Origin of the sequence: Gracilibacillus thailandensis (assembly GCF_010994055.1) — a bacterium.
Taxonomy (GTDB): domain Bacteria; phylum Bacillota; class Bacilli; order Bacillales; family Amphibacillaceae; genus Gracilibacillus; species Gracilibacillus lacisalsi.
Genome location: NZ_WJID01000001.1, coordinates 42376 through 57631, shown reverse-complemented (window position 1 = coordinate 57631; position 15256 = coordinate 42376). Strand labels below are relative to the sequence as shown.

Below are 15256 nucleotides of genomic sequence, written 5' to 3'. Positions count from 1 at the left end.
TAATACTACTCCATGATGACTTATTACAAAGGAGGTTTTCTGATTGAAAACAGTAAGAGACATTATGGAACAGAATGTATCATTCTGTAAACCGGATGATTCATTAGCCCAAGCGGCAGAATTGATGAAACAACGAAATGTGGGGGCTATTCCTGTTTGCGGTGATAATAAGGAATTATTAGGAATGGTAACGGACCGTGATTTAGTTATTAGAGGCTATGCTGATAACAAAGATGGTTCAGCAAGCGTACAGGAAGTAATGAGTGAACATTTGTATTATATATCTCCTGATGTTAGCCTTCAGGAAGCAAGCCAAACAATGGCTGAACATCAAATTCGTCGTCTCCCTGTCGTAACAAATGGTCAATTAACAGGAATCATATCATTGGGAGACTTATCATTAGATAAAATGTCAGACGAGGCAGCAGGACAAGCATTGGAAGACATTTCAGAGTATACAGAATTACAATAATCGCCCTAAAGACCGGTCATAATCGACCGGTCTTATTCGTACTTGATACAATACTGCGAAGTAATGTGGTAATTAGATGTACGTTCACCTAAGCGATAATTTTGAAATATATCGTGATGATAACTACCACTCCGGCTGCCCACTTCCCTTTCCGTGGGGTTTGCCCTTCAGCTAACTTTTTCGAGCCAAAACCGCTCGAAAAAGTGGATCTTCAGGTCAAACAATTCCCACAGGAGTGAAAGTGGGCGGCCTTCGTTAAGATATGCTCCGCAACACTAATGTGAAAACAACCGTCGATTTCCCCTCCATTTGTAGCATAGAGGGTACGACTATGCTAAAGAGCCATTTACAACCGATTAGCACTAAAAGCCATGAGTTCATTTCTTTCTATAATCAGAGAACAAAAATAGCGTAGGCAGAATACGGAGACTCCTGTGGGACAGCGAGAGCTGAAGATCCACTTTGCAAAGTGATTTTCTTTGCAAAGTTAGCTGAAGCGGAGCCCACGGAAAGCGCAGTATTCTGCCGGAGCGGTTTGTCAGCACTCTACAAGGGAAGAATGGAAGAGAGAAACTTTACTTCGCAGTTTATGGATTATCTGTATCATGATAAACATTTCTATAAAAAAACAATTGACGATAAAACGGTCAATTGTTTTCTGCTAATTTCTCTTTTTTTGCTGCAACTCTTTTGAAGGCATGATAACATGTACCCATCATAATATAGCCCACTAAACTTCCACCAAAGAAAAATAAAGACCCGGGAAACATCCACATGACGTATAAGACCGCGGCAGATCCGATTACCATCGATATATTATGCAATGGATGGATTAGCATTACTAGAAACGCATTCTTCCAAACATCAATAAATCGTAATTCAAAGTGAACATAAGTTGGGATAACGTAAATCAATGTTATGGAGATCGCTAACATAAAAATGTATAAAGGAATTTTGACAATGTCATAAAAACCACCCTGATTGATCTCCATAAATTGGAGGTTTATATAGAATAACAGACTAATCAGATAAAAAACTAATCCAAATAGGTTACTTCTCAAAAATTCCTTTTTATATGTATTCCAAAAAGTTTTAAAAACTGGGCTTTCCATATTTCCCATTATCCATTGCCTTATTAAGGTAAACATTGCAACAGTTGCGGGAAAGATACCAAAAATAATCAGCCCAACTAATATAAAAGCCATCCATAAAATATTAACATAAGCAAACCTGGTGATCCATTCTGTTGCTGCAAATAGTGAGTTGCGCATACTTATTCCCCTAGCATCATAGTCTTACTTTATATTTTACCATACTGTTCAGCAAAGAAAAACATTGACTGTAAAACGGTTTCAGACGTAATATAGTGAAAACATGTATAAGCTTAGGAATATGGCATAAGCGTTTCTACTTAGCGACCGTAAATCGCTAAACTATGTGTGAGGTAACTCCTCCATATAGCATGTAAAAATATCGAGAGGAGAATTTATAATGAGCAGAGCATTACTAAGAAAGGTAGCTTTAGGTGAAACAGCTGCAGACCTAGTTATTCAAAATGGAACATTAGTCAATGTCATGACAAGAGAGTTACAGCATGATGTAGATATTGCGATAAAAGCAAAACGTATTGCATCGATTGGGAAGGCGGACCATTTAATTGGACCGGAAACAAAAGTAGTGGATGCTACAGGTAAATACGTGTCACCAGGGTTTATGGACGGACATATGCATGTTGAAAGTACGATGCTTTCTGTTACTGAATTTGCGAAAGCAGCCTTGAAGAAAGGAACAACGGCAATATTTATGGATCCGCATGAAATCGCTAATGTACTAGGCACGGAAGGTGTAAAACTGATGCATGAAGAAGGAAGAAGCCTACCATTAAAGGTATTTACTACGTTTCCTTCCTGTGTTCCTGCCACGAATGACCTCGAAGATGCTGGTGCAAATTTAAATGAAAAGGATATTGAAGAAGGGTTAAAATGGGACGGTGTTATCGGTTTAGGTGAAGTAATGAACTTTCCCGGTGTCGTTTATAATGACCCTAAAATGATTAATGAAATAGAAGCAACGATTGCTGCAGGCAAAACAGTTACTGGCCACTTTCCCGATGGAACTAATGGCATGCTGCAAGCTTATATTGCCTCTGGTGTCGATTCCTGCCATGAAACGGTTGCAAAAGAACAGGCGTTAGAGAAAGCAAGATTAGGCATGCATATTATGATTCGCGAAGGTTCTGCTTGGCAAGATGTGAAAGAAGTAATCAAAATCATCACGGAAGACAGAATCGATTCTGCTAATGTTTCGTTAGTAACAGATGATATTTATCCAGAAACATTAGTAGAAAAAGGACAGCTCAATCATGTTGTTCGCCGCGCAATCGAAGAAGGTGTTGATCCTGTCGAGGCCATTCAAATGGCTACGATCAATGTTGCCCGGTATTTTCAAATCGATAAGCAGTATGGCAGCATATCCCCAGGCAAAATAGCTGATATCATTTTGTTGGACGATCTAACACATGTTGAATCGTCTACAGTAATTACTAATGGTGAAGTGATAGTTTCCGACCGAGAGCTTGTCAAAGAAATCCCTGGGTATGATTATCCTGCTCATGCGAAAGACACGGTAAAATTACAAAGAGTATTACAGCCTGAAGATTTTATGCTCCCTACAGATCAACAAGGGCGCGTAGAAGTCAATGGTATTCGAATAATTGAAAATAGTGCAAGAACGGAAAAAATGACCGCAACTTTGCCTGTAGATGACGGTGTAGTCAAAATCGACCTGGAACAGGATATTATACAGTTAGCATGTATTGAACGTCATAAAGGGACTGGTCAAATTTCATTAGGCTTTACTCAAGGTTTTGGGTTGAAATCGGGTGCTGTTGCCTCCACAGTAGCACATGATAGCCATAATTTATTAGTAATGGGAGTCAATCAGGAAGATATGGCTATCGCAGCCAACAAATTAGCTGAATCTGGTGGTGGCATGATTGTTGTGGAAGATGGCGAAGTACTGGCACATGTTCCAATGCCAATCGCAGGCTTGATGTCTGATCAGCCAATAGAAACCGTAGTCGAACAAGTGAGAGCATTAGAAAAAGCATGGCAACAATTAGGTTGTACTATTAATGCTCCATTTATGACCTTTTCACTGATTGCTTTACCAGTAATTCCGGAAGTCAGAATCTCCAATCGTGGACTAGTTGATGTTACGAAATTTGAATTAATAGAAGTAGTTAAGGGATCAGAAACTTGATATCGTACCAGTTGTAGCGTAGATCAATAATCAATGAAAATAGATATGCAGCCAATAAACTGGCTGCATATTATTGCATTGAACCCTTGTAATTTTCCATAATTGCACCAGTTTGTTTTACAGAGTGCTCTTGAAAATTTATTTGAGTTGTTCCGCTAACTCTAAAATAATTCCCTCCGGCCCACGAACGTAGCATAATTTATAAATGTTCACCAGAAAACTTGTTACTTTAGTGATGAGATGAATGGTGAACGGTTTTGACAGATCATTTGTTCTGGTATATAATAATAAACAGAGAACATACGTGTGCGTTTGTTGGGTGCTTCTAAAAAAAAGGAGAGGTGAGGTATATGTACCGTACGCAACAGATTCGCATTAAAAAAGGGCATCGGCTCTATACTTATTGTGACCAACTCACTTTTTTAGCGAAAAATCTTTACAATGCCACTAACTTTCACATCCGTCAAATTTTTACCGCTTTTGGTGAAGGAAAAAACCTTCAACCACTACAACAAGAAGTTTTTGACCTCATCGACCAACACCTTCCACAAATGAATGCCATCAAAAGAAAAACGGTAGAGAAGAAACGGCAAAAAGAATTAAAAAAGCCCGTGGAGCAACGCAAAGAGATCCAAGATGCTGTGTTATTTGAGTTTCCATGTGCCCAACAAAAATGGCCCTCTTATGCCTTTTTAGACAGCTTATTTAAAGTGTCAGAGAATGAGGATTACCTGGCATTACCTGGTCAAGTCAATCAACAAGTCATGAGACTGGTGTATCAAAATTGGAAGGCTTATTTTGCCAGTCTGAAAGATTATCAAGTCCATCCTCACCAATATATCGGAAGACCAAAAATCCCTAAGTATGCCCCGAAGAATGGAAGAATAGCTTGTATTTTTTCCAATCAGGTATGTAAGGTGAAGGACGATAAATACCTCCGGTTTCCTCAAACGAAAGAAAGACTAAATATCGGAAAATTGGGTCTTAAAGGGCCATTACAACAAGTTAGAATTATTCCGAGCTATGGCGAGTATACGGTAGAATTGGTGATCAAGAAAGAGGAAGAGAAAGACAAAGAGTTTGTAGAGCTGGAAGAACAACATATCATGGGTATAGACCTCGGTATTCATGGTTTGGCAACCATTGTCGATAATACAGGTTCCTCACCTGTCATTATCAAGGGCCAAACAGTGAAAAGTATCAACCAATATTATAACAAGCAACGTGCCCATTATTACCGTGTTTTACGACACGGGCAGGGACCAAAAGAAGGTTCCTTCCAAAGTAAACGATTGCAGCGACTAGACCAAAAACGTTTCTTTAAGATAAAAGACGCCTTCCATAAAGCAAGTTTCCAAATCGTTCAGTTAGCACTGGCCCGCAAAGTCAGCACGATTGTCATCGGGGTAAATAAGGGATGGAAGCAGAAAGTGAGCCTTCGTAAGCAGGACAAGCAACACTTTCAAACGCTCCCCCATACCATGCTGATTCGTATGATAGAGTACAAAGCGGAAGCGTACGGCATCCAGGTGCACCGACAAGAAGAAAGTTACACATCAAAAGCAAGTTTGGTAGACATGGATGAATTACCCACCTATGAAAAGGGTGTTCCAGCGAAGGTTAGATTTTGTGGTCGCAGAGTAAAACGAGGGTTATATCGGACCAAAGAGAACACTTGCATCCACGCTGATGTGAACGCAGCGGGAAATATCATAAGAAAAGTAGTCCCTAACGCTTTTGCCGAGGGGATAGAGGGCGTCGTGTCCCGCCCACTAATGTTAAGCATCGGTTGAAGTTGATACATTAGAAACTCGTCACTTTAGTGATGAGAGGTTCATAAGCGTTTTTGTAGTTTTGTATTTCACCAACAAGTTCCGCACCATTCTTTTTTAATTTGGCAACAACAGCTTCAATATCTTCAACAGCAAATGCAATATGCCGTATCCCCAAGATGTTTGCAGAAGATTGTTGAATTCCTTTCTCATCTGTCGGCGTATGGAATTTGACCAGTTCCACCGTTGCTTGTCCTTCTGGCATCCCTAACATTACAACCGTCTCTCTAACGTCATTAAGCCCAATTATTCGTTCCACCCACTCGCCATTGACTTCTGTTTCCCCTGGTACTTCAAGTCCAAGGTCAAGAAAAAAGGCTTTAGTGGCAGGAAGATCATTTACAATTATACCCACATGATCTATTCTATGGATTTTCATAGCTCAAACCCCCTATTGGCCAAATTTTATCACATATGTTTCTTAGGAATTTCTCCTGGATTGCTTTATAGCCTTTCCTCTTTAATCAAAATTTGAATGATACAACTGAGGTTTAGAGGCTAAAAGAAAAACCCTGTATTAATACAGGGTTTTATCAAACTTTGAATTTTTCTTTATCCTTTCACAGACCCCATCATACCAGCAACAAAGTGTCTCTGCATGAGGAAGAATACAAGTGCCGTAGGGAGTGTTGCAATAACGATCGCTGTCATGATTACTCCATAGTCAGGTGTGTACCCTGATCCAAGGTTGGAGATTAACAATGGTATAGTTTGCTTATTCGGAGATTGAAGCACAACTAATGGCCAAAGATAGTTATTCCAGCTATTCATAAATGCGATAATCGCTGCTGCCGCATACGTTGTTTTCATTGTCGGCATATAAATTCGGAAAAAGATACCCCATTCACTCAAACCATCAATTCTTCCTGCCTCTACCAACTCTCTCGCAAACATTTTCGTATTCTGTCTAAAGAAGAAAATGAAAAAGGCTGTAATAATCGTCGGTAGGAAAGCTGCTGCTAACGTATCCAAACCGATCAGCGGTGCATCAGCAGAAATCCTTCCAAACAAACGGTACAACGGAATCATAATCGCAGCAAAGGGAATCATCATCGATAAAACCAAAATATTAAAAACGATGTCTTTACCTTTTGATCGAAAAATTTCAAAACCATAACCAGCTAATGAGCCGATTAATAGTGTTAAAACCGTTGTAATAATGGCGATCACAAATGAATTCCATAAGGCTATACCAATTTGTGTCTGATCAAGGAGGTTTTTTAAGTTCTCAATAAAATGAGTACCAGGAATTAACCGCCCAGCTGTTACATCAACTGACTTGTTCGTCATACTTACTAACATCCATAAGAAAGGGAAAATAGACACAATTGCTGCAACACTTAAAAATAGATAAGTGAAAACTCGTTTTAACTTTTTCAATCTCGATCACCTGCCACTCTAAATTGAATAAAGGATAGGATGACAACTAAGATCAAAACGACGTATGAAACAGTAGCTGCATATCCAAAGTCTGGTGTATATTCAAAGGATAAGTTATAAATATACATGGAAATCGTCATAGTGGAGTTACCAGGTCCGCCACTTGTTATATTCATTACCTCATCAAACAATTGCAAAGTCCCAATGGTTGATACGATAGAAGTAAACAAAATGATTGGTTTTAATAGAGGTATTGTTATAAAGAAAAACTGTTGCATAGCAGACGCACCATCAATTTTGGCTGCTTCATACATGGATTTATCTACATTCTGCAGAGCAGATAGATAGAAAATCATATTGTAACCAGTCCATCTCCAAGTGATGGCTAAGATGATGGTTATTTTCGCCCAAAACGGATCAGACAACCATGCGATAGGAGACGAAATTATATTCATACTTAAGAGGAAATCGTTCACTAATCCATCATTACCGAATAAATATTTAAAAATAACCGCATATGCTACAAGGGAAGTAACAGCTGGTAGAAAGATCGCAGTACGAAAAAAGCCTTTGAATTTCAATGTAGGGTCATTTAATAACACGGAAAATACTAAAGCTAAAACAATCATTAAAGGGACTTGTACCAACAAGTATAATATGGTATTAGTTAAAGCAGTAATAAAAGTCGGATCATTAAATAATCTTACATAGTTATCGAAACCAACGTATTCCAAGGTCGAGCCCATACCTGATTGCAAGGACAACAAAAATGCTTGAACCATTGGGTAAAAATAGAAAAGAGAAATTCCTAATACGGATAAAATGATAAAAAGCCAACCGATATAATTTTTTCTCAATCGCTGAGTAAATGTTCTTTGATATGTTGGACTAGAAGCTTGACTCATAATTATCCCCCTCCTCATAACGAGTCTTTGATACTACTATTCATAAGGAAAAAGAAAGCCTTGGGTAATAAGGGACGAGCTGATTCCCAAGGCTTTACTCTACTTATTTAAACTGATTTTCAGCTTGTGCTTGTGCATCTGATAGTACGTCTTCTAGACTTTTACCATCCAAGTATTGTTGAATTTCTGCTGATAAGATATCTTCAATACCGTACGTGTTCATTCCGTAATCAACTTGTGGAATTTCCTCCATCCATTGAGAGAAATCATATACTACTTGTTGATTATTAAAGAATTCATTTTCGAATTGGTATGCATCCCCTTCAGAAGCCGGAATGAATGTACCGATTGCTCCAATTTCTTGGACTAAGTCTTGATAGAATTCAACGTCAGAACCAAACGTTTCACCTAAGAATTCAGCGGCTTCTTCTTTACCATCGATATTTAATACGTAGAATGAACTACCACCTTGGTTTGATGCATTTACTGCACCTTCCATGTCTAAACGAGGTGTAGGTGCTACTCGCCACAGTCCTGCCTGTGATTCCTCAGCTTCAATACTAGGTGCAATCCAGTTACCAGCAGGAACAGATGCAACATCACCGCTGTTAAATGCTGCTAGGTATTGACTCCAGTCAGAGTTTAATTTAACAACATCATTATCCATTAATTCTTTATAGTTTTCTAAAGCCATTTTTAATGGTTCATTACCTTCAAGTTGAATGGTTCCATCTTCTGTTGTGTACCATGTGCCTGTGCTTTGCATCATCACACGTAAAATACCTAAATCATTAGGGTCAAGAGAAAGCATTGCTTGCCCAGTTTTGTCTTTTACATCTTTAGCAATTTCCACATATTCTTGCCAAGTGATATCTACTAGATCATCATGTGTATATCCTGCTTCTTCAAGATAATCGGTACGATAGAAGAAACCTGTTACACCTGTATCAAATGGAAGCCCATATTGTTTGCCATCAAAGCTTGTTGGAGCTAATTTGTAGTCAGCAAAATCTTCTGTATTAAAATAATCACCTATCGGATAGAAAGCATCTGGATAAGATTGCAAAAAGCTTTGTGCACGTTGGTCTTCGATTAATACGATGTTTGGCATACCATTCATCGTTCCGGAACTTAAGCCGGTATTAAGTCGTTGTACAATATCATCTTGTGCATTTTCGATAATCTCCATATCGAAATCTTCATTATCATAATGTTCCAAAGCAAGTTCTAAAGCCGCAATATTAAAATTTACATCCCATGCCCATGCAGTGATGCCTTCAGCATTCCCTTCCGTCGTTTCATCGCCGCCTCCGTCATCACCACCAGAGCATGCTGCTAACACCATAGCTGTTAAAATTGCCATGATTAATAGCCAAAACTTTGCAGATAATTTTTCTCTCATTTTAAAACCCCCTCAAAATTTGTGTATTGTTGAAATCGCTTTCAACGATGTAATGTAAGTGTACCAAAAAAAGACTAAAGACCTCTTGAAAGATCTTTAGCAAAAAATGAAACTATTTTTAGAATGAATAATTTCCACGAATTTTATTATAAATTATTTTAGATTTTGTAATTTTTTTAGGTAGATGGTTTTTGGATTATAATTCTCTAACAGGTAGCTTAATGTTTACTTTTGTTCCTTTTGCTGGCTCACTTTCTATTTCTACGCCATAATCTTTTCCATACAATAATTGAATTCTCTCATGCACATTTTTTACACCTATACCACTGAACAGTTGTCTTTTCTGTTTTGATTTGATGGTTTTGTTGTCTAACCGCTCTGGTATCATGCCATCACCATTATCAATAATTTCACATATAAGCGAATCTTCTTTTTGTGCAATTAGTATTTGAATGAAACCAGTTTTTTTCTTTGTAAACGCATGAAAGAAAGCATTCTCGATAAACGGTTGAATAACTAGCTTAGGTAAATAAAGATGCAGACAGTTAGGTGCTACCAAATAATTGACCTGTATTCGATCACCATATCTTGCTTGATTAATTTGCACATAATTTTTGAGGTTCACTAATTCCTGTTCAACAGTTATCGTTTCCTCGATATTGCTTAAAGAGTTTTGAATCAATGCAATAAAGGAATCAATGGTTTCAGCTGCTTTTTCCTTTTTCTCTTGTCGAATCATAAATTTAATAGAAGCTAATGTATTATAGATAAAATGCGGATTAATTTGATGCTGCAAAGTTTCTAATTCTGCTTTTCTTTGTTTCTCTTGTGTATTCATCAAAATTTGAACATAATCTTGCAGTTCATTTAACATATAATTGAAGGCCTTTGCTATTTTTCTTGTTTCATATCCGCCTGTTTCTTTTAATGGTTTATTAAATTGATACCTGGCCATATCTGAAATTTGATGAACAAGTTGACTAATGGATACGGTCATCTTACGCAATATTAAGAAGGCAACAAGAACTGCCAAACTGACAATAGCGATGCTAATCAAGACAATTTCACTAGTATCGATGACATTTTCAGCAATGATTTCCTGATCAATCAAATTGACAAGATAAATATCAAGGCTAGGTATATACTCGGAAAGGAGAATGTAGTTCTGATCAAAAATATCTACTCTTCGGTATTCTGAATTTTTATCGTCAAAACTCTTCGCATAGTCTAACAATTCTGGAGATGATTCACCGATCATTTTTTCTTGGTTACTAGAGATAATTTGGCCACTTGGTGATACTAACATTACGTTATTTCCAGCACCTGTATAACTTTCATAGAATTTCTTCAAGTCTCTTTCCGTTAGTGAAAAAAATAAATAACCATATATATAGTCTGATCGTAATTTTAAGGCTTTGGAAGCAATGATCATCGGAACACCATTGGTAACCTCTGATTCTTCAAATTGATACACGATGTCATTAGGACTAGCTTCTACACGATCTATCATTTCATGATTAGCTAATTTTTCTCCATCAACTTGCCATTTAACGTATCTCATATTAAAAATGTCCTGATTGTTGCTCATAATAATCATATTAGCATCATTAGGATCTACTTCCGCATAAATCCGATCCATTTCCTTAGTCATATGATAATAGAATATGGATTTGTCAATAGCATTTTCCTGCTCTTCCTGAAGCAATTGTTTGATGGTTCCATTTGTATCGACCTCCAGTGAGGCTGACACAATCGAATCCGTAAAAGAATTAATTCTTTCGGTGATTTGATTCATAATTTTAGAATTGGTGATGCTGAATGTATCGATAAATAAATTACTCGACATACGAATGCTGCTGTAGGTGATCGATAACGATACGGCGATGATACTGATTGCCATGACTAAGAAAATCTTCATAAATAGATTATTTGCCTGTATAATACGGATAAACTTCCTCATTAGAAACAGCCTCAATTCGTCAGTTTGTTTTCTTTGCGGTAAGTACTTGGCGATTTACCCGTCAGTTTTTTAAAAACTTTTGTAAAATAACTGTGATCAGAATAACCCACTGCTTCACTAATTGCCGAAATAGGCTTATCCGTTTCCTTCAACAATTTCCTCGCATTCTTGATACGAACATGGTTCAAGTATTCACTAAACCCTTCGCGGTGATGTTTACTAAAATAGCTCGATAAATAGGAAGGGTTAAAATGGAAATGGTCAGCTAACGTACTCAATGTTAAATGACTGTCATAATGCTCCTCTATATAATCTAATAACAACTGGATGTTGGAAGTTGTCTCGGTACTTGTAGGCCGTACTTTTTTCTCTACTTTCGCTAAAAATGTATCAAATATTGATATGGCTTCTCGTACATGAAAGGCTTCATTGATTTCTGAGAAATAGTGATATTTTTCTGCCTCGAGCTCATCGATATCATACTTCATGTTTCCGAGTAGAACGATAATATTAAACATTATGTTTTCTAGCCATGATTTAAATTCAAAAACATCTGTTTCATATTGATTGGAAAGTAATCCTATATGTTCATTCAGATAGATAAAAGCTTCCTGGAATTGCTTATGCTTAAATAAATATATCAGATGATTCAAGTCAAACACTGCTTTTGTATCTGCTGCTTCAGGCAAGTCATCGTAGAAAAGGAACGTGCGATCCGGCAAATAAAAATGATATTGCTGTATGGTTAGATGGTTTGTTTCATAGGTGTTTTTTAGTGTATCGATTGTCTGAAAAGGTGTGCTGATAATCCATTTTAGATTCGTGGAATCCATATCCTTCTCACATGTATAAATAGCATCTTTTACTTGTGGCAAGTCATCGGAATTGAAATTCACTAGAAATAAGATACTATGCTCCTGTAATGGAATATGGTGCGCTTCTACCTTTGAGAGCTGTTTCTCTAGTTGCTTTTTTATAGTAGTAATAGATAATGTACTAGTTTCTTTTTTATTCCAAAGCGCCTCAATTAGAGTGAAGGTATCATATGTAAATTGTTTTCGTGCAAAATCCATTTCACGTATGGATTGATAGCCCTCTATGATCTTTTTGCATATTTCCCCCATTGATGATTGGCTATTGCTTACATTCGCAGCCTTTTTTTGCTTTTGAGTGACACGATTTAAGGTATCTAATAACTCTTTTGTGTTTAATTTTGGTTTCAGAATATAATCAGCTACTCCGCTTTGAAACGTTTGTCTTACGTAATCAAAATCTTCAAAGCTACTTAATACAATAACTTCTGTTTCAGGGTAGTTTTCTTTTACGTTCTTTACTAATTCAATGCCATCCATTCCTGGCATAACGATATCGGTAATCATAATATGTGGGTGATATAATTCCATCAAATGTAGCGCTTCTTCACCATTTGAAGCTTCACCAATAATTTTGTATCCTTCACTTTCCCATTCGATATAATTTATAATTCCTTGCCTTATTAGCATTTCATCATCGACAATCAGAACTTTATAAAATTCTTTCATTAATGCCAGAGTCCTCCTTTTGTAAGGATTTGATCATATCTTACCCATTTAGTTAACGATTATATTTTCTATCATATCAGACAATAAAACATTGATCGATAACCGAAACAGAAAAGAAAGCCAACTCTACCTTTAGAAGTGATGTGTATAATCTATAAACTGCGAAGTAACGTAGGATATGGAAAAGAGATATCCCCGGAAGCGCCGATCTGTTCCGAGGAAAAAGGCTTCTCTTCCAGGGAAAAGATCTTCTCTTCCGAGGATAAACGACTATATCCAGGGAAGAGAAAGAGGTATCCTCGGAAGAGAAAGAGATATCCCCGGAAGAGAAGTCCTGTTAACTCTGTAACTAAGCTACTTCGCAGTTTGTATCTACTACGAATTAGATAAAAATGCAAGGTTGAGCGGATTCTTTTTATTCTTTGGAAAAAGCACGTATAATAATCTGTGAAAACGCAAACAAAGAAGGGAAAGGTGGCACCGGTATGACAAAGGTAGTGATTACAGGTGGGAGTGGTTTATTAGGACCTTCTGTTATTCAAGAATTTTTGGATCATGATTATGAGGTAGTTAATGTCGATCAAAAACACCTAGAAAATCCTAAATGTAAAACAATTATTACAGACTTAACTAATCTTGGTGAAGTGTACGGAGTGCTTGAAGGTGCTGATGCTGTCGTTCACTTAGCAGCAATACCGGTAGCGTATTCTCATCCAAATGAAGTGACATTTCAAAATAACGTCATGTCAACTTATAATATTTTAGAAGCAGCAGGTACACTGGGAATCCAAAAAGCAGTGATTACTTCTAGTGAATCATCCTATGGGCTTGTCTTTAGTAAACAGGACCTACAACCTTTATATGTACCTGTCGATGAGGAGCATCCGCAAATGCCAGAGGATAGTTATGGTCTTTCTAAAATCGTTAACGAAAAAACAGCTGACATGATACATCAGCATACAGGTATGCAAGTTGTATCGATGCGGGTAGGTAATGTTATTGCTCCACATATGTATGAGAATTTCCCAGCGTTTATACATAAACCCGAAGTACGTAAACCGATTCTATGGAGTTATATTGATGCACGTGATGCTGGAGCAGCCTATCGATTAGCAGTTGAAAAGGATGGGCTAGGAACAGTAACCCTTAACCTTGCTGCTGACAACTCCAGTATGGATATCACAAGCAAAGAGCTAATGGAGAAGTCCTTTCCTAATGTAGCCGATTTTCGTGAGCCGTTAGAGGGATATGAAACTTTACTAAGTAATAAAAAAGCAAAAGAAGTGTTAGGTTGGCAACCTGTTCATAACTGGCGTGATTATGTAAAAGCAAACAATCAATAAGAGGAGAGATACTTTATGCAATATCGTCAATTTGGCAAAACTGATATGAAAATAAGTGAGTTGAGCTTTGGCACTTGGGCAATAGGTGGTGCATGGGGCCAAACAAATGATGAAGAAGCATTAAATGGATTGGCAAGAGCAATGGATGCCGGGGTAAACTTCTTTGATACTGCTGATGTATATGGCGATGGTCATAGTGAGGAGTTACTTGCGAAAGCAACGAAAGGAAAAGAAGATAAGATTTATATCGCAACCAAATTTTGTCGTGCTGGAGATATTCATGATCCTGCAACATACTCAGAAGAATCCGTTACCAATTATGTAGAAAACAGTTTGCGCAGATTACAACGCGAACAATTAGATCTGATTCAAATTCATTGTCCACCAATTGAAATCATTCGAGATGGAGCGGTATTTGAAGTGTTGGATAAATTACAGCAACAAGGAAAAATTCGCCACTATGGTGTAAGTGTCGAGACAGTTGAAGAAGGGTTGCTTGCAATGAAAAATCCGAATGTAGCTGCTTTACAAGTGATTTTTAACATGTTCCGCCAAAAGCCAATCACAGAGTTATTCCCAGTTGCACAGGAGAAGAATGTCGGTATATTAGCTCGAGTGCCGTTAGCAAGTGGGTTATTAACTGGTAAATTTTCGACAAATCACGAGTTCGAAGATGATGATCACCGTAAGTTTAATCAAAATGGTGAAGCATTTAATGTCGGTGAAACTTTTGCTGGTCTGCCTTTTACTAAAGGGGTAGAGTTAAGTAAGCAATTAGAATGGATTGCAGAGGGAAGAGACAATATGACAAGAGCAGCATTGAAATGGATCTTAAGCCATGAAGCCGTTTCTTCCGTGATTCCAGGTTTTAAAACAGTAAAACAAGTCGAAGATAACTTGGCAGCAGTTAACGTTCCCGCGTTCTCCGACCAAGAGTTAGAAAAAATACGCAGCTTTTATAAAAATGAAGTACACGATCATATTCGTGGTCCCTATTAATACAATGAAGGTATGGAAGTTTTCCATACCTTTTCATATGTTAGGAAAGTAATAAAATTGGTGCCTGAAAAGTTTCTAATGCATGTCTAAAGATGCACAAGCAGCAACTTCTTCGAGAATCCACAACAAATCTATTTTTCCTAATTTGACTATTCATAATG

The 15256-nt window shown here is 37.4% G+C and carries 12 protein-coding genes and 1 riboswitch; of the genes, 5 read left to right on the top strand and 7 right to left on the bottom strand.

Annotated features, from left to right (window positions below; all coding sequences use genetic code 11):
- Nucleotides 1–43 precede the first annotated feature (43 nt).
- Entirely contained in the window at nt 44–472 is a 429-nt protein-coding gene (locus tag GH715_RS00200; protein WP_153833840.1) for a CBS domain-containing protein, read from the top strand.
- Nucleotides 473–1119: 647 nt separating this feature from the next.
- On the opposite strand, the gene GH715_RS00195 is transcribed toward GH715_RS00200, so the two are convergent.
- Nucleotides 1120–1743 carry a YesL family protein gene (locus tag GH715_RS00195; RefSeq protein ID WP_153833841.1) on the bottom strand — a complete coding sequence of 208 codons (624 nt, stop codon included), beginning with the start codon at nt 1741–1743 and terminating at the stop codon, nt 1120–1122.
- An 83-nt stretch (nt 1744–1826) separates the two neighbouring features.
- A riboswitch (purine riboswitch) is annotated at nt 1827–1928 on the top strand.
- 35 nt (nt 1929–1963) lie between these two features.
- Here GH715_RS00195 and ade point away from each other — a divergent pair.
- Together ade and GH715_RS00180 are read left to right on the top strand one after the other, a co-directional pair.
- Nucleotides 1964–3733: an adenine deaminase gene (gene ade, locus GH715_RS00190; protein WP_153833842.1), complete on the top strand. Its 1770-nt coding sequence runs from the start codon at nt 1964–1966 to the stop codon at nt 3731–3733.
- Between the two features lie 350 nt (nt 3734–4083).
- Nucleotides 4084–5526, top strand: coding sequence for an RNA-guided endonuclease InsQ/TnpB family protein (locus GH715_RS00180; RefSeq protein ID WP_153833843.1), 1443 nt, complete (start codon nt 4084–4086; stop codon nt 5524–5526).
- Nucleotides 5527–5536: 10 nt separating this feature from the next.
- On the opposite strand, the gene GH715_RS00175 is transcribed toward GH715_RS00180, so the two are convergent.
- The 6 genes from GH715_RS00175 to GH715_RS00150 all read right to left on the bottom strand — a co-directional run bounded on the left by GH715_RS00175 (nt 5537) and on the right by GH715_RS00150 (nt 12753).
- Nucleotides 5537–5944, bottom strand: a complete 408-nt coding sequence (locus tag GH715_RS00175) for a VOC family protein (RefSeq protein WP_153833844.1) — start codon at nt 5942–5944, stop codon at nt 5537–5539.
- A gap of 173 nt (nt 5945–6117) precedes the next feature.
- Nucleotides 6118–6945 (bottom strand): carbohydrate ABC transporter permease, encoded by an 828-nt coding sequence (locus GH715_RS00170; RefSeq protein WP_153833845.1) that lies wholly within the window; start codon nt 6943–6945, stop codon nt 6118–6120.
- The gene (locus GH715_RS00165; protein WP_153833846.1) at nt 6942–7850 is read right to left on the bottom strand and encodes a carbohydrate ABC transporter permease; all 909 of its coding nucleotides are present in this window, start codon (nt 7848–7850) and stop codon (nt 6942–6944) included. Before GH715_RS00165 ends, GH715_RS00170 begins: the two co-directional genes overlap by 4 nt.
- 103 nt (nt 7851–7953) lie before the next feature.
- Nucleotides 7954–9252 (bottom strand): ABC transporter substrate-binding protein, encoded by a 1299-nt coding sequence (locus GH715_RS00160; protein WP_153833847.1) that lies wholly within the window; start codon nt 9250–9252, stop codon nt 7954–7956.
- A gap of 196 nt (nt 9253–9448) precedes the next feature.
- Nucleotides 9449–11212 carry a cache domain-containing sensor histidine kinase gene (locus GH715_RS00155; RefSeq protein ID WP_153833848.1) on the bottom strand — a complete coding sequence of 588 codons (1764 nt, stop codon included), beginning with the start codon at nt 11210–11212 and terminating at the stop codon, nt 9449–9451.
- Nucleotides 11213–11223: 11 nt separating this feature from the next.
- A complete protein-coding gene (locus tag GH715_RS00150) occupies nt 11224–12753 on the bottom strand; it encodes a response regulator transcription factor (RefSeq protein WP_153833849.1) in 1530 nt (509 codons plus the stop codon).
- A gap of 485 nt (nt 12754–13238) precedes the next feature.
- Between GH715_RS00150 and GH715_RS00145 the strand changes: the two genes are divergently transcribed.
- Nucleotides 13239–14096, top strand: a complete 858-nt coding sequence (locus tag GH715_RS00145; RefSeq protein WP_153833850.1) for an NAD-dependent epimerase/dehydratase family protein — start codon at nt 13239–13241, stop codon at nt 14094–14096.
- A 15-nt stretch (nt 14097–14111) separates the two neighbouring features.
- Nucleotides 14112–15095, top strand: coding sequence for an aldo/keto reductase (locus GH715_RS00140; RefSeq protein ID WP_153833851.1), 984 nt, complete (start codon nt 14112–14114; stop codon nt 15093–15095).
- Nucleotides 15096–15256: the final 161 nt, after the last annotated feature.